This is a genomic window from Spiribacter aquaticus (assembly GCF_007625215.1).
Classification (GTDB): Bacteria; Pseudomonadota; Gammaproteobacteria; order Nitrococcales; family Nitrococcaceae; genus Spiribacter; species Spiribacter roseus.
Map to the genome: position 1 here is coordinate 57007 of NZ_VMKP01000001.1, position 21989 is coordinate 78995.

Here is a 21989-nt window from a genome sequence, read left to right on the forward strand (position 1 = left end):
GCCCTGATCCGCCCGCCACGGACGAGTCAAAACACCATGTCACAGCGCACCACCCTGCAGACCCTGACCGCCCTCGTACTGCTGCGCGCCGGCCCGCAGGACCTGCCGTTTTCAACCGGACTGATGGGCGCCGCCATTGCCGCGACGGCCGTCATCAACGTGCCGATCATCCAGCGCTTTACCCCCGATACCAGCGCCCTGCTGCAGATCAGCCTGCTGGTGGTCTATAACCTCGCGTTTCTGGGGGTCGTCCTGTGGCTCACCGGCAGAGGGCCCCGCTTCATCCAGAGTGCGACGGCCCTGTTCGGCGCCGATGCGGTGATTTCGCTGGTGGGCCTGCCGGTGCTCATGCTGATCGGCCGCCCGGACGAGGCCAGTGCCCTGGGCGCGCTGGCCTTCCTGGGCCTGCTGGTGTGGAACATCGCTGTGGTCAGCCACATCTTTCGGGCAACGCTGGAATGGGCGACGCCCCTCAGTCTGGGGCTGACCCTTGCTTATATCTTTGGCGGCAGTGCCTTCGTGCGCATGGCGGCCGGGCTATGAGCCATGTCCACATCCTGGGCATTGGCGGGACGTTCATGGCCGGCCTCGCCGTGCTCGCCCGCGAGGCCGGCTACCGCGTGACCGGTCAGGATGGTCCACTGTATCCACCCATGAGCGATGTCCTCGCGAGCGCCGGCGTCGAGGTCCATACCGGCTATGACCGGCTCGTGCATGCCGATGACGCCGATCAAGTGATAATCGGCAACGCCCTGTCACGGGGCAACGCGGCGGTGGAGGCGGTGCTCGACCGCGGTCTCGACTACGACTCGGGGCCGGCCTGGCTGGCCCGGCACATCCTCCGCGGGCGCTGGGTCATCGCCGTGGCCGGCACCCACGGCAAGACCACCACCGCCAGCCTGGTCGCCTGGCTGCTGGAAGCGGCCGGCCTCGAGCCGGGCTTCCTGATCGGTGGCGTGCCCGAGAACTTCGCCACACCGGCGCGCCTCGGCCGCTCGCCTTTCTTTGTCGTCGAGGCGGATGAATACGACACCGCCTTCTTCGATAAGCGCTCGAAGTTCGTGCATTTTCGCCCGCGAACCCTGGTCCTGAACAACCTGGAGTTTGATCACGCCGACATCTTCGCCGATCTCGCCGCGATCAAGCGCCAGTTCCATCATCTGCTACGCACGGTACCCGGCACCGGCGGCATCGTGGTGAACGCCGATGATGCCGCCCTGGCGGACGTCCTGGCGGCGGGCTGCTGGAGCGGGACGATCCGCTTTGGCCAGGGCGACGACTGTGACTTCCCCCTGCATGCCGCCGCTGATGGCTGGCAACTGGGGGACTGGCACTGGCAGGCGCCGCTGCCCGGCCGGCACAACGCCATGAACACCGCCGCCGCCCTGCTTGCAGCGCGCCATGCCGGCCTGTCCATGGCCGATGGCATCGCCGCACTGGCCGGCTTCCGGGGTGTCCGCCGGCGTCTGCAACGGCGTGGCGAGGCCGCTGGTGTCGAGGTTCTGGATGATTTCGCCCATCACCCCACGGCCATTGCGGCCACCCTCGAGGCCCTCGCCACCGACACCCGGCCCGGGCGGCTGATCGCCGTGCTCGAGCCCCGCTCCAACACCATGCGCCAGGGGGTCCACCAGCACCGCCTGGGCGATGCCCTTGAGGCGGCGGATCAGGCCTTCGTCCTGGCAGCGCCCGATCTGGACTGGGATGTCGGCGCCGCGCTCGCCCCGCTCGGCGCCCGTGGCCATTGGCGCGCCGACCTGCAGGCCCTGATTGACGCGATCCTTGCCGCCGTTCAGCCCGGCGACCGGGTGGTGGTCATGAGCAATGGCGGCTTCGGTGGCATCCACGAGCGACTGCTCGCCGGACTCGCCAGCAGCGCATCCACCTGCGCGGGATCGGGTCGGTAGCGGCGCAGTCGAGGCAACAGGACACCGGGCTTGATCACGGCCCGTTCCAGATCGATCAGCCAGAGCCGCTCACCGTCATCGGCCCGCGCCTGCCAAGCCCGCAGCACCCAGCGCTGACGGGCATTCTCACCCACGCTTATCCAGACATGGTCCGGGCGATGGCCGGCATGCCAGCGCGGCAGCACCGGCAGTCGGGCGGCATCGGGCCGGGGGCTGATCCAGCGCAGCGCGCTCTGCCAGCGCCACGCCGGCGGCGATGTCCAGCCCGGCCCCGGCGGTTGCCAGTCGTTGGCTTCAATGACCGCGACGAACGGCGCCGCCGGGCCCGCAAGGCCCAGCCGCTGACCGGCGGGCTCAGGCCATGGTGACCCGGGCGGATAGCGGTCCAGCGGATCCGGCCAATCCAGCACGGCCGCACCGGCGGTGGCCAGGACCAGCACGCCCGCCGACACTCCCACCGCTGCCGGAAACCGCGGTGGACGGCGCTTGCCCGTGGCGGCCAGGGCCGGCAGCGCGCCCAGCACCACGCCCAGACTGATCCCCGCCACCAGATCCATCGGCCAATGCACCCCCAGCACCAGCCGCGACCCGGCCACTGCCGCCACCCCCACACCCGCCAGCGCCATCAAGCCGCGGTAGGGCCCACGCGCGGACAGCGGCAGCAGCGTCAGCCAGGCGGTGACAAGCGCCGCGATCGCGGCGGCATGCACACTGGGGTAGGCGCCACTCCAGCCGGCCGTGCCGGTCAGCGCGGCAGGCCGCGGCAACCCCAGCCCATGCTTGAGCGCCAGTCCCAGGGCAACGGCCAGCAACACGCCCAGCAGGGCATGCACCGCACGGCGAGCCTGGCCCTGCCAGGCCAGCAGCGCGGCCAGTGCCAGGGTGGCGAGGGCAATCGGCAGGCTGCCACCGGCCTGGGTCAGCCACCAGGCGAACGCCTGCAGCGATTCGCTGCGCTGGGCATCAAACAGCGCGACCGCCCCGCGCTCCCAGCCTGCCGGCGCGGGGGCGAGGACTGCCCGGGACAGCGTCGCGATCACCCCCAGCAGCGCCAGCCACCACAGCCAGCCCTCGCGGTGGCGCAGCGCCCGGACAGCGGCATGCGGTCCGTGCAACCAACGGCGCCAGTCACCCGGCGGCGGATGACGGCCAATGGCCCGCGCCACCCGGTTGCCCAGCAGGCGCAGCGGCCGATCGATACGCGGGATCAGCCAGCGCAGCAGCAGAAACCCCCCAAACCCCAGGGCCAGCCACGCCACCAACCGCCCCATGACCTCCATGGCCAGGGCCAGCGAGGCGCCAAAAACGATCCCCGGGAGCAGATAGGCGGGTGCCCAGCCGATGGCCGAGCCCACGTTGGCCAGCAGGAACCGCCCTGGCGGCATCCCCAGCATGCCCACCACGGCCGGGATCACCGGGCGCACCGGACCGATGAAGCGACCCAGCACCACGCTCTTGCCGCCGTGGCGCAGGAACAGCTCCTCGGCCCGATCCATGGCCTGGGGATAGCGTCGCACCAGCGGCAGGGTGCGCAGCTGATCACGGTAATGGCGGCCCAGCCAGTAACTGAGTGAATCACCGACGATGGCGCCGGCCATGGCCCATAGCAGCATGGGCAGGATCGCGATATTGCTGCCGCCCACCGCCGCGCCGGCGAGGAACATCAGCACGGCACCGGGGACGATCAGCCCGACCAGCGCCAGCGACTCAGTCAACGCAATCAGGCCAATGATCACCCCGGCCCAGCCGGGGTTGACCGAGAGCCACTCGAACAGTGGCTCAAGCGCTGATTCGAGACTGCTCACAGATCGGCGAACACCTGCTCAGCGGCATCCAGGGTATGCCGAAGCGCCGCCTCGTCATGGGCGGTGGAGACAAAGCCCGCCTCGAAGGCCGACGGGGCCAGATAGACACCCGCCTCGAGCATGCCGTGGAAAAAGCGCACGAAGCGATCGCCATCACAGGCGGCGACATCCTCGAAGCCCACCACCGAATCGCGGTCGGTGAAGAACAGGCCGAACATGGTGCCGGCCTGATGGGTCCTGAGCGCCACGCCGGCACGGGCGGCCCGGTCCCGCAGGCCCTCGAGCAGCCGGGCGGTCCAGGCCTCGGCCTCGGCATGCACACCCGGCCGGGCAAGCTCGGTGAGGGTGGTCAGGCCGCTGGCCATGGCCAGCGGATTGCCGGACAGCGTGCCCGCCTGATAGACCGGCCCGGTGGGCGCCAGCCAGTCCATGATCTCAGCGCGCCCGCCGAGGGCCGCCGTGGGCAGGCCGCCGCCGATGACCTTGCCCAGACAGGTCAGGTCCGGATGGATGCCGTACCAGGCCTGAGCACCCCCCAGCGAGGCGCGGAAGCCGCTCATCACCTCGTCAAAAACCAGCAGCGCGCCGGTGTCATCGCAGACATCCCGCAGCCCCTGCAGGAACTCGGGCAGCGCCGGCACACAGTTCATATTGCCGGACACCGGCTCGACCAGTATCGCGGCGAGGCTGTCGCCGTATTCGGCCACCAGCTGCCGGACGCTGTCGATGTCGTTGTAGGGGGCGGTCAGGGTGGTCTCGGTGACCGCCGCCGGAACCCCGGGCGATCCGGGAATCCCCAGCGTCAGCACCCCCGAACCGGCCTCCACCAGCAGCGCATCGACATGGCCGTGGTAGTTGCCGCGAAACTTCAGTACCCGGTCACGGCCGGTGTAGCCGCGGGCCAGGCGCACCGCGCTCATGCAGGCCTCGGTGCCGGAGTTGACCATGCGCAGGCGCTCCATGCCCGGCATGATCGCCTGGACCTTTCTGGCCAGCTCGGTTTCAAGCTCGGTGGGGGCGCCAAAACTGGTGCCATTGGCGGCGGTCTGCGCAATGGCATCCACCACCGCCGGGTGGGCATGACCAATGGCGAGGGGCCCATAGGAGAGCACGTAATCGACGTACTGCCGGCCATCGACGTCCTCGATCCATGCTCCCTGACCGCGGCGCATGAACACGGGGGTACCACCGACGGCCCGGAACGCGCGCACCGCCGAGTTCACGCCGCCGACCAGATACTGGTTCGCCTCCTCGAAAAGCGCTTCGGATCGATTCGTCATGAATTCTCCGCGTGTTGTTTGGGTGGGCTCAGGCCGCCGGGCCGAAGCCCCGGTCAATCAGGGTGGCGGTGGCGGCCTCGATGTCCGGCGCCGCCGATATCGCTTCGACCACGGCCACGGCGTCGGCCCCGGCCGCCGTCACCTCGGCGATGTTACCGGCGTTGATGCCGCCGATCCCCACCAGCGGGCGGTCCGTGAAGGCCCGCGCCTCGCGGAACACCGACAGCGGCGCCAGTGCCGACTCGGGCTTGGTCGGTGACGGGTAGAGACTGCCAAACGCCAGGTAATCGGCCCCGGCCTCAGCGGCCGCCCGGGCCCGGTCAAGATCGGCATAGCAGGACACGCCGATCAGGCGGTCCAGCCCCAGCGCCGCGCGGGCCGCCGCCACATCGCCATCGTCCCGGCCCAGATGAACGCCGTCCGCCGCCACCGCCCGGGCCAGCGCAATGTCGTCGTTGACGATGAAACAGGCACCGGCGGCCCGGCACTGGGCGACCAGTGCCGCCGCTTCGTGCCGCCGGCGCTCGGTGTCATCGGACTTGTCGCGGTACTGGACAATCCGGACACCGCCGCGCAGCGCGGCAGCCACCGCCGTCTCCACGGGCACGGGCGGCGGCCGACGGGCGTCAGTGACCATGTAGAGCCCGGTGATCGGACGGGTCATGATCAGATCTCGATCATCTCGAAATCGGACTTGCCGGCCCCGCACTCGGGACACACGAAGTCATCGGGGATGTCTTCCCAGCGGGTTCCGGGCTCGATGCCCTCATCCGGCAGACCGTCTTCCTCTTCGTAGATCCAGCCGCACACCACGCACATCCAAGAGCGGTATTCCATCGCACCCATCTCCAGTCATTTCTGAGTAGATCACCCAGCGTATCAAGCCATTGGGACACGGACCACGCCCGTGTCGATCCCGCCATCGGCGCGCAGATCCAGCCAGCGAAAGCCGGGCGCTGCGGGGACCGTCGTAAAGCGCGGCGCGCCCGCCAGGAACTGCGCCGCCGTGGCCGGCGTCGTCAGCATGCGCCGGTCGCGCCAGCGGCCATCGAATGCCGTGTGCACATGCCCGCAGATCACCCCGCGAACCCGCGGATCGGCCGCGATCCGCTCCAGCAGCGCCTCCGGCTCAGCCAGCCCGATGGCATCGAGCCACGGCGTTCCCACTGGCAGGGGCGGGTGGTGCAGCGCGATCAGGCACCACCGCGTGGCCAACCCGGCCAGTGCCGCGTCCAGCGCCGCCAGCTCATCGGCGCCCAGCCGGCCCGGGACCTCGCCCACCTGTAGCGAGTCGAGGCTGATCAGGGTCCAGTCCCCCACCGACAGGGTCCGACCGGCGTTGACGGCATCCCCGGCGAACACCGACTGCAGCGGCCCGCGGGCGTCGTGGTTGCCGGGCATCACCCGGGTGGGTCGGCCAAACGCCTCCAGGATTCCGCGCAGGCGCTCATAGGCCACGACGGCGCCGTCGTGGACCAGATCGCCGGTATGGACAACGGCTTCAGCGGACGCCAGCCACGGCTGCATGGCCGCGGTCACCGCCCGCAGCCGCGCCTCGGGGACCACGCCGGTATGCTCGGCGGCGGGGTCCGCGAACAGGTGGGTGTCGGTGATCTGCAAAAGCCGCGGGCCATTGGCCGGGGCCACCGTCATGTCCCGCCGTCCCCGTGCACCCACAGCTGACTGAACCAGAAGTAGCGCCCCTCGCCATCCGGCGCGGTGCAGTTGTAACGCGTCCGCCCCACCGGGATCGGGGCTTTTCCCTGCACCTCGAAGCGCCGATCGGCCTCGAGCCATTCCGGGGTCAGCCGCTCGCCGCGGTAGTAGCAGGCCAGCTGCCCGGCCCGCAGGTCCGGAGTCGGCGCCAGGGTCAGTGACAGCGCCGGCGCCGGGCGCGACCCGCGCACCGGATCCAGCGGCGCCTGCTCGATCACCGGCAGCGCCCGCGAGCGCACCTTGACCCGAAACCGGTCCATTGCGGCATAGCGCTCGTTGAACGAGTGCCGCGGCAGGGCCAGCGAGTTGGAATGGATACCGATGGCGCCCGACTGCTGGCCGAACGCCACAAACCCCAGTTCGGCCACTTCATCCATCAGCTCGAGACTGTACTCGCCATAGGGATAGGCCAGCAGCGGCGGCGACTGATGGACGGCATCGCCCAGCTCGTCGCGCAGGCTGGCCCGGGCGTCCAACAGATCGGTGCGCACGCGATCGCGCCAGCGTGGCCGGGTCTCGCCGTCACGCCGGTGGAACAGCGCGGCATGCGAGCGCGAGTGATTGGCGAAACGCACTCCCTGCGCCGCGAGTCCGCGCATCCGCTCCCAGCTCATGTGCCCCGCCTGACCGGCATTCACCGGCTCGGTGTTGACGAACACCGTGTACGGAAAGCCCCGGGCCTCGAGCATGGGATGGGCGGTTTCGCCAACACTGCGATAGCCATCATCAAAGGTGATGGCCACCGTGCGCGGCGGCAGCGGCCGATTGGCCTCCAGGGCCTCGACGACCCGGGCCAGCGGCACCACGTTGAACCCCTCGGTCTCGAGGTAGTCCAGATGCGCCCGGAACTGCGCCTCGGTGACGTTGGTGCTGGGGTGATCCGCGTTGCCGACGCGGTGATACATCAGCACCGAGGCCACGGTCTCGGGCGTGGGTGCCGGCGACTGTGCCGCCGCCGACCCCAGGCCACTGACCAGCATCAGCGCCAGCGCAAGGCACCGCAGCCGGCCCACCGGCCAGCGCCGGGCGGCGCGCTCAGAACTGCAGATTGAATCCGGCAAAGACGCCATCATCAAAGTCCCGGTCCGAGCCCCCGTCATCAAAGCTCAGTTCGATTTTGCGGTAGCCGAGATACACCGCCGCATCCTCGAGCACCTTGAACTCGCCCCGCACCGAGTACTCCTGATAGCCATCGATATCACTCACCGTCGTCGCCGAAGGGGCAAAGTAAACGCCGCCGGCCACTGCCGCCCGGTTGTAAATCGGCAGCGTCCAGCGGGCCTTCGCGCCCACCGCCAGCGCCGCGCCGGTGGCGTCGCGCGGGTCATCGCGGGCATAGGCAAGCTTGCCTCCCACGCCGACCAGCAGGGCGTCGCGGCCGGGCTCGGGCTGGTCGACCAGGTGCAGATTGGCCTCGGCAATGTCGCCATCGTCGTCGTGATGCAGCAGGGCGGCGCCGGCCTCGAGCCCCTCCGGCGGCAGCATCCGGGTATAGCCCAGCTGGGCGGCGTCGCTGCTGACATTGAAGTCGAGCGTATCGGCGGCCACCGGCAGGCTCAGGGCCACCCCGATCAGCACGCCCGGAATCCCTTTATGCATCATCATCGATCCTGTCCTTCCGCTTGAGAGCTCTGCCCTGAATGATACACCGAGATCCGCGCCTCGACAGGGGCCTGACATGGTCGCAGCCGCCCGGGAATGGGATAATGAATCCATGACGATGATCGAAACCCTCAGACAGCAGCTCGGCGACGCAGCCGTGATCGCGCCGGGCCCGGCGATGGCCGGCTATCTCGAAGAGCGCCGCGGGCTGTTCGCCCAGCGGCCGGCGCAGGCGGTGGTGCGCCCGGCGGACAGCCGCGGGGTCGCTACGTGCGTGCGCATCGCCGCTGAATACGGTGCCGGCATCGTGCCCCAGGGCGGCAACACCGGGCTCTGCGGCGGCGCCGCCACCACCCATCCCGACGGGCTGATCCTGTCACTCGAGCGGCTCGACCGCATCCGCGCCGTCGACGCCGACAACTTCACCCTGACCGCCGAGGCCGGCTGCACCCTGAGCGCTCTGCAGACCGCCGCCGCCGATGTCGGGCGGCTGTTTCCGCTCAGTTACGCCGCTGAAAACGACTGTCAGATCGGCGGTAATCTGGCCACCAACGCCGGCGGCATGAACGTGCTGCGCTATGGCAACGCCCGCGACCTGGCGCTGGGGCTGGAAGTGGTGCTGGCCGACGGCCGGATCTGGGATGGCCTGCGGACCCTGCGCAAGGACAACAGCGGCTATGACCTGAAGGATCTTTTCATTGGCGCCGAGGGGACGCTGGGGATCATCACCGCCGCCAGCCTCAAGCTGTTTCCCGCCGTGCGCGAGCGGGCCACGGCGATTGTCGGACTGGACAGCGCGACGGCCGCGGTCTCGCTGTTCGCCCGCCTGCGTGCGGCCAGTGGCGATACCATCACCAGCTGCGAGCTGATGGGGCGCGGACCACTGGGCCTCGCCCTCGAGCACGCCGCCGATTGCCACGAGCCACTGCCGGAACGGTTTCCCTGGTATCTGCTGGTGGAACTGACCAGCAGTGCCCCGGCGGCGGGGCTGGACACCCGCCTCGAGCAGGCCCTGCAGGCGGACGATGCCGGCGCGGGGGATTACCGCATCGCCCCGGATGCCGCCACGGCGGCGGATTTCTGGCGGCTGCGCAACAGCATCCCCGGCGCGCAGAAAGGCGCCGGGGCGAGCATCAAGAACGACGTCTCGGTGCCGGTGGCCGACATCCCCGCCTTCATCGAGGCCGCCAGCGCTGCGGTGACCGAGGCCTGCCCGGGGGTGCGCCCCTGCGCCTTCGGCCACATCGGTGACGGCAACATCCACTTCAACCTGACCCGGCCCGTGGCCACCAGCGACGAGGCGTTTCTGGCCCAGTGGGGGGCCCTGACCCGGCGCGTGCACGACATCGCCATGCAGTACCGCGGCTCGTTTGCCGCCGAGCACGGTGTGGGGCAACTCAAGCCCGGCGAGGTAGCGCGGCTGAAATCGCCGGTGGAGCAGGATCTGATGCGCCAGCTCAAGGCCGCCTTCGACCCCGCCGACCGCCTCAATCCCGGCAAGGTAGTGCCGCCGTCAGGGTGATTCAGCGCGAGGCGTCGCGCCGGCGCATCAGCCGCGCGGCATAGAAGCTGCCCACCGCGGGGGCGAAGGTGAGCGCGGTGGTCAGCCAGATCACCGCGTTGCCCGGGTCGAGCAGCAGACCGATGGTTGCCGGGCCGATCTTCATCCACAACGCCCCGATACCGATCACCACGATGTTCAGCGCGAGGGCCAGGAACACCCAGCCCAGGGTTCGCAGCAGGCGCGGCAGATCATTCATGACGGGGCATCCTCGAGTGCCGCGACCACCGGGTCGCCCAGCGTGATCCGCCCCGGCTCCACCACCCGCGCGATGATCCCGCCGTGCCCGCGCATGGCGTTATAGCCCCCGCTACCCAGTGACTGCTCCATGAACGAGCAGGGGTCACAGGTGCCGGTGCCCTCAAGGCACACGTCGCCCACCCGGAAGGACTCGCCGCGCAGGGCGTACAGATTGATGCCGCTGACCACCAGATTGCGGCGGGTGATGGCCGGATCAATGGCGGGGTGGCCGCTGAGCGCGGCGATCACCGGCAGATGCTCGGCCTGGATGAGCGTGACCGCGCGTTTGCCGCTGCGCCCTGCGTAGCGATCGCCCACCAGCCCGGTGGCGTCAACCGCCACCGATTCGGGCTTTTCCATGGGCGCATGCCGGGCCGGCCGCAGACCGATCCACTCGAGCCGTCCGGCACGGGGATACTGGCTCATGAGCGTGCGCAGTGTCGTCGTCATGCGCGGATCATACCCCGATTGGCGGCGCGCGGTGGAGAGCCGCCAGGTCGTTGGCCAGGGCGACGGTGGCCGCCGGCGGAATCGGGCCGATGGGCGCCAGATTGATGTCCAGTGCCGGCGCCGCCCGCCCATGGGCGCGTTGATGGGCGACGATCTGCGCCCAGGCGTGGCGTATCTGCTCGAGCGAGCGGGCCAGCACCTGCGCGTCATCGGCGGTCAGCCAGTCGTACAGGGCATCCGAGACCGTTACTCCCAGCCACAGCAGAAAGCGCAGATTGCGGGCGTTGCGGATGGGACAGAACGCCAGCAGGATCTCGGGCGGCAGCGCCGCGCGTGCGGCCAAGGTATCCAGCAGGGCCGTGAAGGCCTCGGGCTCATAGAGGATCTGGGTGGTGAAAAAGTCCGCGCCGGCCGCGGTCTTCGCAGCGATCCGCTCCGCCTCGTCATGCCGCGATGGAATGCAGATATTGCCGATGCGCAGCGACTCGACCCGGCTGCGCTCGCGCAGCAGGCCATTAGCCCGGGTCACGCCGGGGCCGGGGTAGCGCACCGAATGGCGCCCGCCGCCCACCAGCACGAACCGCCGGATGCCATAGGCCTCCCAAGTCTCATTGACCCAGTCCACCAGCGCCTGCTCGCTGGCATGGTGCACCACCACGTGATTGATCATCGACTCCACACCCAGACGCTCGTGCAGCACCCGCGCCAGATCCCGTGGCGCCATGCGCGGCGCGAACGGCTGCCGACGCTCGCCCTGATCGCTGCGCGACGGCTCCTCATGGATCTCGGGGATGTTCACGACATCGATGGGGCAGGCGGCCTGCACCCGGGCCACCTTCTCGACCACCGCCTCAATCGCGGCTTCACCCCGATGGAGTTCGGGCGGAACGGCCTCCAGCACGGTTTTCACGGATCACTTCCCTGGCTGATGCGATGAATGAACGGCCGAGCAGTCTCGGGCGCCCCCCGTCTGGCGTCAAGTCGCCGGCATTCGTCCGCCGCCCGGGGATGTTAATCTGCCCCCCGAACACACGAGGACACAATCATGAACCGAATCATACGCAGCCTGGTGCTGATCGGACTGGTCAGCCTCCTGGCCGCCTGCAGCCAGGGCACGCAGAACCTGCGCCTGTCGCCGCAACCGCCGGCCACCGAGCCGGTCACCGACAGTGATCGCGGGATCGCCCTGCAGGTGGTCGACAATCGCAGCCAGTCGGATCTGGGTATTCTCGAGAACCCCAACCGCAGCATCATCCGACTGGTGGCCGCCCAGGATCTCGCCTACACCGTGCAGCTGGCCGCCGCCGAGGGCCTGCGCGGCTACGGCTTCCGCCCCACGCTGTGGGATGGTGCGGGTGAGCCGCGTCTGGAGATCGGCATCGAAACGTTGAGCCATGATGTGGCCGTCGGCGTGCCCTATGAGCTGACCACCCGCATCACGCTGGACGCGGTGGCCGTCGCCGGGGGCGAGCGCTTCACCAGTCAGGCGCAGACCACCCGGACCCGGCAGCGCGTCCTGCCGCCCAACGCCAAGGCCAATGCCGAGGCCGTTGATGCCGCCATCACCGAGGCCCTCGACCGGCTGCTGAATGCCGAACTGGCCGCGTTCCTCGCAGACCGTGAATAGCCGGGCGTCAACGGAGCTGTCTGACGAGCGCGCGGCGGGGCTGCCGACACCGCGCGCCGACTGGGCGCTGTTCCTCGACTTTGACGGGACACTGGTGGAGATCGCCGAGCACCCTGAGGCGGTCCATGTCCCGGCGCAGCTCATCGGACTGCTCGATGCCCTGGTGCAGAGCCTCGACGGCGCGGTGGCCATCGTCTCGGGACGGCCCCTGGAAGGACTCGATGCGCTGCTGGGCGGGGCACTGCCGGCGGTGGCCGGGCTGCATGGCCTCGAGCGCCGCAGCCTCGGCGGCCAAATCCATCGCCCCGCCGATCGACGCGCCGAACTGGACGGCCTGCGCCAGGCGCTGGAGGCCTTCGCCGGCGAGCATCCCGGGGCCCACGTCGAGGACAAGGGCAACGCCATCGCCCTGCATTATCGCCGCGATCCCGCCCTCGAGCGCCCCGCCCGGGCGCTGGTCGAGCATCACTGCGAGTCCCTGGGAGAGTCATTCCGGCTGCAATCCGGCAAGCAGGTACTCGAGGTGGGCCCGGCCGGGCATGACAAGGGCACCGTCATCGAGGCCTTCATGGCCGAGCCGCCCTTCCACGGCCGGATACCGGTCTGCCTGGGGGATGACGTGACCGACGAGGACGCCTTTGCCGCCGTCAACCGCCTTGGCGGCCACTCGATCCGCATCGGCACCGACCGACCCACCGCGGCCAGCCATGCGCTGGCATCCGTCAACGAGGCTTATCAATGGCTCAACCGGCTGCCCCGACACCTTCGCCCGATTCAATAGATCTTGAACTGGGCATGATCGGCAACGGCCAGATCAATGGCCTGATCGATCCCCTCGGCCGCCTCGTCTGGGCGTGCCTGCCCCGCTTTGATGCCGAGCCCGCCTTCTCGCGGCTCGTCGACTCACAGGACCGCGGCCACTTCAGCATCGAGCTCTGCGACCAGTGCGCGGTCCGTCAGTCCTACCATCCCAACACCGCGGTCCTGTCCACCGAGCTGACCGACCGTTACGGCGCCATCCTGCGCATCATCGACTTCTGCCCGCGGTTCCGGCAGTACGACCGCACCTATCGGCCGGTCATGATCATCCGCCGCGTCGAAGTCGTGCGCGGTCATCCGGTGATCCGCACCCGGCTGCGCCCGGTGAGCGGCTGGGATGCCAGCGCGCCGTCCACCACGCGCGGCAGCAATCACGTCCGCTTTCTGCGCCACGACCAGGTCCTGCGCGTCACCACCGACGCGCCGCTGACCCATGTCCTCGACGAGACGCCGTTCGTGGTCGACGCCACCATGACCTTCATCCTAGGCCCCGATGAAAGCGTCAAGGAATCGGTGGAGGCCATGGGCCGCCGGTTTCTGGAGCAGACCGAGATGTACTGGCGCGACTGGACGCGCTCGCTGGCCATTCCCTTCGACTGGCAGCAGGCGGTGATCCGCGCCGCCATCACCCTCAAGCTCTCGGCCTACGAGGACACCGGCGCGGTGATCGCCGCCGCCACCACCTCGATCCCCGAGGCGGCGGACAGTGGCCGCAACTGGGACTACCGGTACTGCTGGCTGCGGGATGCCTACTTCACCGTGCATGCGCTCAACCGCCTGGGCGCGACACGCACCATGGAAGGGTTCCTGCGCTACATCATCAACCTGGTGGCCGCCAGCGGCGATCACCGTCTGCAGCCGCTCTATGGCATCGGCGGCGAGCGCCGCATCGAGGAGACCACCGCCGACGCACTGGGCGGCTATCGCGGCATGGGGCCGGTGCGCGTGGGCAACGCCGCCTACTACCAGGTCCAGCATGATGTCTACGGCACGGTCATCCTCGCCGCCACCCAGGCGTTTTTCGACGCCCGCCTCGAGCGGCCCGGCGATCAGGCGCTCTACCAGCGCCTCTGCGCCCTCGGTGAAGAGGCCATCCGCCACCACGACCAGCCCGACGCCGGCATCTGGGAATACCGCGGCCGGGCCCGCGTGCACACCTACTCGGCAATGATGTGCTGGGCGGCCTGTGACCGGCTGCGCCGCATCGCCGAGCAGCTCGGGCTGGATGCCGACGCCGGCTACTGGTCGGGCCAGGCCGCCACCATCCATGCCACCGTCTGCCGCGAGGCGTGGAGCGATACCCACAATGCCTTTGTCGAGAGCTTCGGCGGTGACAGCCTTGATGCCAGCCTGCTGCTCATGCACGAGCTGGGCTTTCTGGCCGCCGATGATCCGCGCTTCATCGGCACCGTCGAGGCCATCGAGGCCCACCTGCGCCGGGGCGACCATCTGTTCCGCTATGCCGCCGCTGATGATTTCGGTCGGCCCGAGAACGCCTTCAACATCTGCACCTTCTGGTTCATTGACGCCCTCCAGGCCATCGGCCGCCATGACGAGGCGCGACGGCTGTTCGAGAACATGCTCGGCCACCGCACCCGGCTGGGCCTGCTCTCCGAGGATCTCGACGCCAACCACGGCGAACTCTGGGGCAATTTCCCGCAGACCTACAGTATGGTGGGGCTGATCAACTCGGCCATGCACCTGAGCCGCAGCTGGGAGGAAAGCCTTTGAGTCGACTGGTCGTTGTCTCCAACCGCGTTCCCCTGCCACAGCCCGGCCAGCCCCAGGCCGGCGGACTGGCCGTGGCCCTGTCCGATGCGCTGTCGCGACGCGGCGGCCTGTGGTTCGGCTGGTCGGGCGAGGTCAGCGAACAGCCCGACTCCCGCCCGTCGATCCGCCATCACGAGGGCATCGATTACGCGACCCTGTCGCTGAGCCGCGAGGACTATGACGACTTCTACCTGGGCTATTCCAATGCGGTGATCTGGCCGGTGTTCCACTTCAACCTGGGGGCCATGGACTATCAGCGGCGCTATTCCCACGCCTACACCCGGGTCAACGCCCGCTTCGCCGACTGCCTGGCCCCGCTCATCGAGCCCGACGACACCCTCTGGATCCACGACTACCACCTCATGCCGCTGGCCCGCGAGCTGCGCGAACGCGGCCTGCGCAACCGCATCGGGTTTTTCCTCCACATCCCCTTCCCCGACTATGACGTGCTGCGGGCCATGCCGGGCCACCGGGCCCTGCTGGAGGATCTGTGCCGGTTCGACCTGCTGGGTTTTCAGACCGCCAACGACCGGCATGCCTTCGAGGAATCCGCCACCCGGGCCATCGGGGCGCTGGTGCGGGCCTCCGGGCAGCTGCGCCACCGCAACCGCGACCTGCGCACCGGCGTCTATCCGGTGGGCGTCGACGTGGCGGCCCTCGCCGACCTGTCCGCGCAGACCCTGACCACACCCGCCGTCCAGCGGCTGCTCGACGGGCTTGGCGAGCGCGACCTGATGATCGGCGTCGACCGCCTCGACTACTCCAAGGGCCTCGAGCAGCGCTTCCGCGCGTTCGAGGCGCTGTTCGATGACTACCCCCACCGCCGCGGGCATACCGTGCTCATGCAGATCGCCAGCCCCTCGCGCGGGGACATCGCCGAGTACGCCGATCTGCGCCAGCGCCTGGAGGGGCTGAGCGGACACATCAACGGCGTCTATGGCGATCTCGACTGGGCGCCGCTGCACTACCTCAACCGCACCTTCGAGCGGGGCGCCATCATGGGGCTCTACCGCGCGGCGCGAGTGGGGGTGGTCACCCCGCTGCGCGACGGCATGAACCTGGTCGCCAAGGAGTTCATCGCCAGTCAGGATCCGGACAACCCCGGGGTGCTGGTGCTCTCGGACCTGGCCGGATCGGCCGCCGAGCTGAGCGACGCGATCCGCGTCAATCCCTACGACACCGATGCCATCGCCGCCGGGCTCAACCGGGCCCTGGCGATGCCGCGACCCGAACGCCGGCGGCGCCACGAACGCATGATGGCGGTGCTCCATCACAACGACATCGGCGCCTGGGAACGGCGCTTTCTCGATGACCTCGGCGGCGGCCACGACTGACCCGGGCGCCCCCGCTGTGGCGCGCATCATCATGCATGTCGACATGGATGCGTTCTTCGCCTCGGTGGAACTCAAGCGCCGCCCCAGCCTCCGGGGCCAGCCGGTCATTGTCGGCGGGCGCGGCGACCCGGCCCGGCGCGGCGTGGTCTCCACCGCCACCTATGAGGCACGGGTGTTCGGCATCCACTCGGGCATGGCGCTGCGCACGGCGGCGCGGCTGTGCCCCGATGCGGTCTTTCTGCCGGTGGACTTTCCCGCCTACCACGAGGCCTCGGCGCGGGTCTTCGAATGCCTGGCCGCAGTCAGTGAACGCCTGCAGCCAGTGGGGCTGGACGAGGCCTACATGGACATCAGCCATCGCAGCGATGACCCGCTCGGCATCGGCCGGAGGCTGAAGGATGACATCCATACCGCCACCGACCTGGTGGCCTCCGTGGGGATCGGCCCCAACCGACTACTCGCAAAGATCGCCTCGGACCTGGAAAAGCCCGACGGACTGACCCGGCTGCGTCGCGCTGACGTGCCCGAGCGGGTCTGGCCACTGCCGGTGCGGACCCTGCATGGTGTCGGCCCGCGCACCGCCGAGCGGTTGGCCGGTCTGGGTGTGGAGACGGTCGGTGATCTGGCCCGGATGGGCCGGGATGGGCTGTCCACCGAGTTCAGTCCGCGGCATGCGCAGTCACTGAGCGACTCGGCCCATGGCATTGACGAGCGCCCCGTGCAGACTGAGCGCGTCCGCAAGTCCATCGGCCGCGAGCGCACCTTCCAGCAGGACTGCCGCAGCAGCGGGCGGCTCGATCATGAAGCGCGGCTGATGCTCGATGAGGTGCGGGGACGGCTGACCGCCCGCCAGCTGGGTGCCCGGACAGTGACGGTCAAGCTGCGTTACCGCGACTTCACCACCCATACCCGGTCCCAGAGCCTGGCCAGCGCCACCGATGATCATGAGGCACTGGCGGCGCTGGTCCGCCAGTGCCTGTTCGCGCACCGGCTGCATCGCGCGGTGCGCCTGCTGGGCGTCCAGCTCTCGGGGCTGACGCCGCTCTAGAGCCCCAGGTCGTCGCGCACGATGGTCACGGCACCGGTGCCATCGACGTTGGTCACGCCCTCAAGCCAGCGGTTGAGCAGGTCCGGATTATCCATGATCAGTTTCTGGCCCGCCTCCATGGGGGACATTTCCTCGTTGATCACATAACCGCCCGCCTGGCTCTGCTCTTCGACCGTGTAGGCGTACTGCTCAAGGAGCCGGCCGACGTTGCTGCAGCGCTCGCTGTAGCCGGCGGTGGCGATGGTGTAGACCGTGGCGCCGCCCTGGTTGGGGCCGAAGTAATCGGCACCGCCGGTCAGGTAGCGCATGTCGATGTTGATGTTCATCGGATGCGGCGCCCAGCCCAGGAACGCCACCCACTCATCGCGGGGCACCGAGCGCTGCACCTGGGTGAGCATGCCCGCCTCGGAGGACTCCATGAGCTCCCAGTCGCCCAGTCCGAAGGCATCGTCGTCGATCATCGCCTGGATGGCGGCATTACCGTCGTTGCCGGCCTCGATGCCGTAGATGCGCCCCTCGAAGCGGTCCTGATAGTCATTCAGATCGGCGAAATCGCGGACGCCGGCCTCCCAGACATAGTCCGGGACCGCCAGGGTGTACTTGGCACCCTCGAGGTTGGCGCTGATCTGCTCGATCTCACCATCGTCGAGATAGGGCCGGATCATGCTCTCCTGGGTGGGCAGCCAGAGGCCCAGAAAGGCATCACGCTGGCCGTCGGCCACCGACTGGAAGGCGATCGGCACCGAGGCCGTGGTCAGCTCCACCTCGTAGCCCAGCGTCTCGAGCAGGTATTCCATGACCTCGGACTTGATGGTCACACCGGTCCAGTTGACGTTGGCAAGGCCCACTGACTGGCAGCTCTCCGGCTCGTTGGCGCTGGCGTTCATGGCGGACAGTGACACCAGAGCGGCACCGGCGACCGTCGCGATCATTCGGGTTTTCATAGGTTCTCCAGATTTACCGACTCGTTTTGAGTGGGCTAAGCACACCACAGTATTGATTGAGTGGTCAATCAATGACGATTAGACTGGCGGGCATTCGATCGGGAGGCGTTGGCATGGCGCGGAAAGGAATGGAAACGGTGCGGCGCCGGCAATTGATCCAGGCGACCCTCCAGGTCATCCATGACCAGGGGCTGCAGGCCACGACACTGGGCCGGGTCGGCCAGCAGGCCGGCATCTCCCCGGGTCTGGTCGCCCACTACTTCGGTGACAAGCGGCATCTGCTGGCGTCGACCTACCTGTCGCTGGTGCGCTCGCTGGAGCAGGAATACCGCGCGGCACGGGCGGGAACGGCGGCCGGGCTGCCGCGGGTGCGGGCCATCATCGACGCCAACTTCGCCGCCAGCCAGTCCGATGCCGTTACCGTCAGCTGCTGGCTGTCGTTCTGGGCGCAGGTCAACCACGTGCCCTCCATCGCCCGCATCCAGCGGGTGGTGACGCGCCGCCTCGAGAGCAATCTCACCCATGCGCTGGCGGCCTTTCTGCCGCGCGTCGAGGCGGTGCGGCTCGCCGAAGGCCTGGGCGTGATGATCGACGGCCTGTGGCTGCGCGCCAGTCTGCGCACCGGCGGCCTGGATGTGGCCGCGGCCCGCGCCCTGGCCCATCGCTACCTCGACTCCGAACTCCATGCACTGACCGGAGGCCCGCATGTCCAGACCGCCTGAGCGCCTGCTGTGGATCGACAACACCTGGGTCGACGCCCGGCAGGGACGACGCTTCACCACCACCAACCCGGCCACCGGCGAGCCCCTCGCCGAGGTGGCCGAAGCCGATGCCAGTGACGTCGACGCCGCCGTGCGCAGCGCCCGGGCCGCCCAGGCCGACTGGGCGGCGAGGCCCGGTGTCGAGCGGGGTCGCATCCTGGCGGCCGCCGCGGCAGCGGTGCGCGCACACCGCGATGAGCTCGCCCGGCTTGAATGCCTGGATGGTGGCAAGCCCATCGCCGAAACCCCCGAGGCCGATGTCGATTCCGCGGCCGACTGCCTGGAATACTTCGCCGGTCAGGCCGGCAGCCTGCAGGGCGAGTACCAGGACGTGGCAGGCGGGTTCTTCTACACCCGCCCCGAGCCCCTCGGGATCTGCGGCGGCATCGGTGCCTGGAACTACCCACTCCAGATCGCCGCCTGGAAAAGCGCACCGGCGCTTGCCGCCGGTAACGCCATGGTTTTCAAGCCCGCCGAGCTGACGCCGCTGTCGGCCCTGCGGTTCGCCGAGATCCTGGCCGAGGCGGGTCTGCCGGCGGGACTTTTCAATGTGGTCCAGGGCGCCGCGGAAACCGGTCAGGCCCTGACCCGCCATCCCGGCATCGACAAGATCTCGCTCACCGGCGAAGTGGCCACCGGCAAGGCGGTGATGCGCGACGCCGCCGACACCCTCAAGGCGGTCACCATGGAGCTCGGTGGCAAGTCGCCGCTCATCGTATTCGACGATGCCTCGCTGGATGATGCCGTCTCGGGCGCGCTGCTCGGCAACTTCTACACCCAGGGCGAGATCTGCACCAACGGCACGCGGGTGTATGTCCACGAGGCGGTGATCGAGGCGTTCATCGACCGGGTCCTGACCCGCACCCGGGGGCTGACCATCGGTGATCCGGCCGATCCGGACACCGACATCGGCGCGCTGATATCACCCGCCCACCGCGATCATGTCCTCGAGTACATCCGGCGCGGCGAGGCGGAGGGCGCACAGCGCCTGATCGGGGGTGAAGCGGTGACGGTCGCCGGCTGCCCAGGGGGCGCCTTCGTCTCGCCGGCGGTGTTCCGGGTGGAGAATGACGACTGCGTCATCGCCCGCGAGGAGATCTTCGGCCCGGTCATGACCATCCTGCCGTTCCGCGACGAGGCCGAGGTCATCCGGCGTGCCAACGACACGCCCTACGGCCTGGCCGGCGGGGTGTTCACCCGCGATCTGTCCCGCGGCCACCGGGTGGCGGCGGCCCTGCAGGCGGGGGTCATCTGGATCAATCACTACAACCTGACCCCCATCGAGATGCCGTTCGGCGGCATGCGCCAGTCAGGGATCGGCCGCGAGAACAGCCGCCGCGCCCTTGACCACTACACCCAGCTGAAAAGCGTGTTCGTCGCCAGCACCGGCGTCGACGCCCCCTACTGACGGATCGCGTATGCACACGGAAACCTTCGACTACGTCATCATCGGCGCCGGATCGGCCGGCGCCGTGCTCGCCCACCGGCTGACCGAGGATCCGGACTGCCGGGTGCTGCTGCTGGAAGCCGGGCCCATGGATTACAGCCTCTGGATCCACATGCCCTCGGCCTTCGACAAGCCCATGGGCAGCCGGCGCTACAACTGGGGCTACGCCACCGAGCCCGAACCGGCCATGGACAACCGGCGCATGGACTGCCCGCGCGGCCACGTGCTGGGCGGGTCCTCCTCGATCAACGGCATGGCCTATGTGCGCGGCAATGCCCTCGATTACGAGGGCTGGGCGGATGACTTCGGCCTCGATCAGTGGCGCTACTCAAAAGTGCTGCCGTACTTCCGCCGCGCCGAGGACTTTGATCAGGGCGCCAATAACTACCACGGCAGCGGCGGCCCCCTGCATGTGACCACCGGGGCGATGCGCAATCCGCTCTATCGGGCCTTCGTCGACGCCGGTGTGGCGGCGGGCTACCCCGAGACCGACGACATGAACGGCTATCAGCAGGAGGGCTTCGGGCCCATGTTCATGACCACGCGCAACGGGGTGCGCTGGTCCACCGCCAATGCCTACCTGCGCCCGATCATGCGCCGGCCCAATCTGACCCTGCGCACCGGGGCACTCACCGAGACCCTGCAGTTCGATGCCGACCAGGTCATTGGCGTGCGCTACCGCTATCGGCGCGAGACCCGTGAGGCACGGGTCGACCGCGAGGTGCTGCTGTGCGCCGGCGCCATCAACTCGCCGCAGATCCTGATGCGCTCGGGCATCGGTCCCGCGGCGACACTGCAGGGCCACGGCATCGACGTCCAGCAGGATCTGCCCGGCGTCGGCGAAAACCTCCAGGACCACCTCGAGGTCTACGTGCAGTACGCCTGCCGCGAGCCGATCACCCTGTTCAGCGCCCTCAAGCCCTGGAACCAGGCGCGCATCGGCATCCAGTGGCTGACCACCCGCGGCGGGCTGGGCGCCACCAACCACTTCGAGTCGGGCGGGTTCATCCGCAGCGAGGCGGGCGTGCCCTATCCCAACCTGCAGTATCACTTCATGCCCATCGCGCTCAGCTACGATGGCAGCGTGTCGGCCGACTGCCACGGCTTTCAGGCCCATGTCGGGCCCATGCGCCCCGAGAGCCGCGGCCGCGTCACCCTGTCGGGGGCGGATCCCGAGGCGGCCCCGCGGATCGTATTCAACTACATGGCCAGCGAACGCGACCGGCGGGAGATGCGCGCCGCCGTGCGCCTGACCCGCGAGGTCATCGAGCAGTCCCCCATGGACCGGTTCCGCGAGCGCCCCCTGTCCCCCGGGCCCGAGGTGCAGAGTGACGCCGAGATCGACGCCTGGGTGCGGGCCAACGGCGAGAGCGCCTATCACCCCAGCGGCACCTGCCGGATGGGGACGGCCGGCGATCCGCAGGCGGTGGTCGATGGCGACGGCCGGGTGCACGGCGTCGCGGGCCTGCGGGTGATCGATGCCTCGATCATGCCGCGCATCGCCAGCGGCAACCTCAATGCCCCCACCATCATGATCGCCGAAAAACTCGCCGACCGGCTGCGTGGCCGGGCAACCCTCGACGAGCCGCAGCCCTGGTATCAGGCGGCCGACTGGCAGACGCGGCAACGCTGATACGGATCGTCTTCTGCGTTACAATGCTGCTATGCAACATAGTTC

At 69.1% G+C, this 21989-nt stretch carries 22 protein-coding genes; 11 read left to right on the forward strand and 11 right to left on the reverse strand.

The window, feature by feature from the left end:
* Positions 1–36: 36 nt before the first annotated feature.
* Both FPL11_RS00265 and mpl read left to right on the forward strand, forming a co-directional pair.
* Positions 37–543: a hypothetical protein gene (locus tag FPL11_RS00265; protein ID WP_144346765.1), complete on the forward strand. Its 507-nt coding sequence runs from the start codon at positions 37–39 to the stop codon at positions 541–543.
* Entirely contained in the window at positions 540–1907 is a 1368-nt protein-coding gene (gene mpl, locus FPL11_RS00270; RefSeq protein ID WP_144346766.1) for a UDP-N-acetylmuramate:L-alanyl-gamma-D-glutamyl-meso-diaminopimelate ligase, read from the forward strand. Before FPL11_RS00265 ends, mpl begins: the two co-directional genes overlap by 4 nt.
* On the opposite strand, the gene FPL11_RS00275 is transcribed toward mpl, so the two are convergent.
* The 7 genes from FPL11_RS00275 to FPL11_RS00305 are packed head-to-tail and all read right to left on the reverse strand — an operon-like array spanning position 1793 to position 8313.
* Entirely contained in the window at positions 1793–3712 is a 1920-nt protein-coding gene (locus tag FPL11_RS00275) for a VTT domain-containing protein (RefSeq protein WP_144346767.1), read from the reverse strand. The two genes, mpl and FPL11_RS00275, sit on opposite strands and share 115 nt — an antisense overlap.
* Complete coding sequence (gene hemL, locus FPL11_RS00280) at positions 3709–4992, reverse strand: glutamate-1-semialdehyde 2,1-aminomutase (RefSeq protein WP_069134358.1); 1284 nt, start codon at positions 4990–4992, stop codon at positions 3709–3711. Before hemL ends, FPL11_RS00275 begins: the two co-directional genes overlap by 4 nt.
* A gap of 28 nt (positions 4993–5020) precedes the next feature.
* Positions 5021–5656 carry a thiamine phosphate synthase gene (gene thiE / locus FPL11_RS00285; RefSeq protein ID WP_144346768.1) on the reverse strand — a complete coding sequence of 212 codons (636 nt, stop codon included), beginning with the start codon at positions 5654–5656 and terminating at the stop codon, positions 5021–5023.
* A 2-nt stretch (positions 5657–5658) separates the two neighbouring features.
* Complete coding sequence (locus FPL11_RS00290) at positions 5659–5829, reverse strand: rubredoxin (RefSeq protein ID WP_041381874.1); 171 nt, start codon at positions 5827–5829, stop codon at positions 5659–5661.
* A 42-nt stretch (positions 5830–5871) separates the two neighbouring features.
* Positions 5872–6645, reverse strand: a complete 774-nt coding sequence (locus FPL11_RS00295; RefSeq protein WP_159308513.1) for a metallophosphoesterase — start codon at positions 6643–6645, stop codon at positions 5872–5874.
* A complete protein-coding gene (locus FPL11_RS00300; RefSeq protein WP_159308514.1) occupies positions 6642–7769 on the reverse strand; it encodes a polysaccharide deacetylase family protein in 1128 nt (375 codons plus the stop codon). Before FPL11_RS00300 ends, FPL11_RS00295 begins: the two co-directional genes overlap by 4 nt.
* Positions 7744–8313 (reverse strand): YfaZ family outer membrane protein, encoded by a 570-nt coding sequence (locus FPL11_RS00305; protein ID WP_159308515.1) that lies wholly within the window; start codon positions 8311–8313, stop codon positions 7744–7746. The genes FPL11_RS00300 and FPL11_RS00305 overlap by 26 nt, the downstream gene beginning before the upstream one ends.
* Positions 8314–8422: 109 nt before the next feature.
* On the opposite strand from FPL11_RS00305, the gene FPL11_RS00310 reads away from it, so the two are divergent.
* A complete protein-coding gene (locus FPL11_RS00310; protein WP_144346772.1) occupies positions 8423–9832 on the forward strand; it encodes an FAD-binding oxidoreductase in 1410 nt (469 codons plus the stop codon).
* Position 9833: 1 nt separating this feature from the next.
* Here the strand turns inward: FPL11_RS00310 and FPL11_RS00315 are convergent, their stop codons facing one another.
* The 3 genes from FPL11_RS00315 to FPL11_RS00325 are packed head-to-tail and all read right to left on the reverse strand — an operon-like array spanning position 9834 to position 11471.
* Positions 9834–10070 carry a hypothetical protein gene (locus tag FPL11_RS00315; protein WP_069134362.1) on the reverse strand — a complete coding sequence of 79 codons (237 nt, stop codon included), beginning with the start codon at positions 10068–10070 and terminating at the stop codon, positions 9834–9836.
* The gene (locus FPL11_RS00320; RefSeq protein WP_144346773.1) at positions 10067–10561 is read right to left on the reverse strand and encodes an MOSC domain-containing protein; all 495 of its coding nucleotides are present in this window, start codon (positions 10559–10561) and stop codon (positions 10067–10069) included. Before FPL11_RS00320 ends, FPL11_RS00315 begins: the two co-directional genes overlap by 4 nt.
* A gap of 7 nt (positions 10562–10568) precedes the next feature.
* Positions 10569–11471: a mycobacterial-type methylenetetrahydrofolate reductase gene (locus FPL11_RS00325; protein ID WP_144346774.1), complete on the reverse strand. Its 903-nt coding sequence runs from the start codon at positions 11469–11471 to the stop codon at positions 10569–10571.
* A gap of 135 nt (positions 11472–11606) precedes the next feature.
* On the opposite strand from FPL11_RS00325, the gene FPL11_RS00330 reads away from it, so the two are divergent.
* From FPL11_RS00330 to dinB, 5 genes are read left to right on the forward strand one after another with little or no spacing between them, the layout of a single operon-like run.
* Positions 11607–12188 (forward strand): YajG family lipoprotein, encoded by a 582-nt coding sequence (locus FPL11_RS00330; protein WP_144346775.1) that lies wholly within the window; start codon positions 11607–11609, stop codon positions 12186–12188.
* Entirely contained in the window at positions 12151–12969 is an 819-nt protein-coding gene (otsB, locus tag FPL11_RS00335; protein ID WP_144346776.1) for a trehalose-phosphatase, read from the forward strand. Before FPL11_RS00330 ends, otsB begins: the two co-directional genes overlap by 38 nt.
* A gap of 14 nt (positions 12970–12983) precedes the next feature.
* Positions 12984–14738 carry a glycoside hydrolase family 15 protein gene (locus tag FPL11_RS00340; protein ID WP_235013484.1) on the forward strand — a complete coding sequence of 585 codons (1755 nt, stop codon included), beginning with the start codon at positions 12984–12986 and terminating at the stop codon, positions 14736–14738.
* Positions 14735–16111, forward strand: coding sequence for an alpha,alpha-trehalose-phosphate synthase (UDP-forming) (locus FPL11_RS00345; protein WP_144346778.1), 1377 nt, complete (start codon positions 14735–14737; stop codon positions 16109–16111). The genes FPL11_RS00340 and FPL11_RS00345 overlap by 4 nt, the downstream gene beginning before the upstream one ends.
* On the forward strand, positions 16086–17159 hold the full coding sequence (gene dinB / locus FPL11_RS00350) for a DNA polymerase IV (protein ID WP_235013485.1): 1074 nt from the start codon (positions 16086–16088) through the stop codon (positions 17157–17159). Before FPL11_RS00345 ends, dinB begins: the two co-directional genes overlap by 26 nt.
* Here dinB and choX read toward each other — a convergent pair.
* A complete protein-coding gene (gene choX, locus FPL11_RS00355) occupies positions 17156–18091 on the reverse strand; it encodes a choline ABC transporter substrate-binding protein (protein WP_235013486.1) in 936 nt (311 codons plus the stop codon). The two genes, dinB and choX, sit on opposite strands and share 4 nt — an antisense overlap.
* Positions 18092–18216: 125 nt before the next feature.
* Here choX and betI point away from each other — a divergent pair, with 125 nt between their 5' ends.
* Genes betI through betA form a run of 3 tightly spaced genes read left to right on the forward strand, consistent with a single transcriptional unit; the run spans position 18217 to position 21944 of the window.
* Positions 18217–18825, forward strand: a complete 609-nt coding sequence (gene betI / locus FPL11_RS00360) for a transcriptional regulator BetI (RefSeq protein ID WP_159308517.1) — start codon at positions 18217–18219, stop codon at positions 18823–18825.
* Positions 18809–20272 carry a betaine-aldehyde dehydrogenase gene (gene betB / locus FPL11_RS00365; protein WP_144346781.1) on the forward strand — a complete coding sequence of 488 codons (1464 nt, stop codon included), beginning with the start codon at positions 18809–18811 and terminating at the stop codon, positions 20270–20272. Before betI ends, betB begins: the two co-directional genes overlap by 17 nt.
* 10 nt (positions 20273–20282) lie before the next feature.
* Positions 20283–21944, forward strand: a complete 1662-nt coding sequence (gene betA, locus FPL11_RS00370) for a choline dehydrogenase (protein ID WP_144346782.1) — start codon at positions 20283–20285, stop codon at positions 21942–21944.
* Positions 21945–21989 lie beyond the last annotated feature (45 nt).

Excerpts from the sequence above, each read along its gene's own strand:
- FPL11_RS00265 (WP_144346765.1), top strand. The coding sequence starts at position 37 with ATGTCACAGCGCACCACCCTGCAGACCCTGACCGCCCTCGTACTGCTG.
- mpl (WP_144346766.1), top strand. The coding sequence starts at position 540 with ATGAGCCATGTCCACATCCTGGGCATTGGCGGGACGTTCATGGCCGGC.
- hemL (WP_069134358.1), bottom strand. The coding sequence starts at position 4,992 with ATGACGAATCGATCCGAAGCGCTTTTCGAGGAGGCGAACCAGTATCTG.
- thiE (WP_144346768.1), bottom strand. The coding sequence starts at position 5,656 with ATGACCCGTCCGATCACCGGGCTCTACATGGTCACTGACGCCCGTCGG.
- FPL11_RS00290 (WP_041381874.1), bottom strand. The coding sequence starts at position 5,829 with ATGGAATACCGCTCTTGGATGTGCGTGGTGTGCGGCTGGATCTACGAA.
- FPL11_RS00295 (WP_159308513.1), bottom strand. The coding sequence starts at position 6,645 with ATGACGGTGGCCCCGGCCAATGGCCCGCGGCTTTTGCAGATCACCGAC.
- FPL11_RS00305 (WP_159308515.1), bottom strand. The coding sequence starts at position 8,313 with ATGATGATGCATAAAGGGATTCCGGGCGTGCTGATCGGGGTGGCCCTG.
- FPL11_RS00310 (WP_144346772.1), top strand. The coding sequence starts at position 8,423 with ATGACGATGATCGAAACCCTCAGACAGCAGCTCGGCGACGCAGCCGTG.
- FPL11_RS00315 (WP_069134362.1), bottom strand. The coding sequence starts at position 10,070 with ATGAATGATCTGCCGCGCCTGCTGCGAACCCTGGGCTGGGTGTTCCTG.
- FPL11_RS00320 (WP_144346773.1), bottom strand. The coding sequence starts at position 10,561 with ATGACGACGACACTGCGCACGCTCATGAGCCAGTATCCCCGTGCCGGA.
- FPL11_RS00330 (WP_144346775.1), top strand. The coding sequence starts at position 11,607 with ATGAACCGAATCATACGCAGCCTGGTGCTGATCGGACTGGTCAGCCTC.
- otsB (WP_144346776.1), top strand. The coding sequence starts at position 12,151 with ATGCCGAACTGGCCGCGTTCCTCGCAGACCGTGAATAGCCGGGCGTCA.
- FPL11_RS00340 (WP_235013484.1), top strand. The coding sequence starts at position 12,984 with ATGATCGGCAACGGCCAGATCAATGGCCTGATCGATCCCCTCGGCCGC.
- dinB (WP_235013485.1), top strand. The coding sequence starts at position 16,086 with ATGACCTCGGCGGCGGCCACGACTGACCCGGGCGCCCCCGCTGTGGCG.
- choX (WP_235013486.1), bottom strand. The coding sequence starts at position 18,091 with ATGATCGCGACGGTCGCCGGTGCCGCTCTGGTGTCACTGTCCGCCATG.
- betI (WP_159308517.1), top strand. The coding sequence starts at position 18,217 with ATGGCGCGGAAAGGAATGGAAACGGTGCGGCGCCGGCAATTGATCCAG.
- betB (WP_144346781.1), top strand. The coding sequence starts at position 18,809 with ATGTCCAGACCGCCTGAGCGCCTGCTGTGGATCGACAACACCTGGGTC.
- betA (WP_144346782.1), top strand. The coding sequence starts at position 20,283 with ATGCACACGGAAACCTTCGACTACGTCATCATCGGCGCCGGATCGGCC.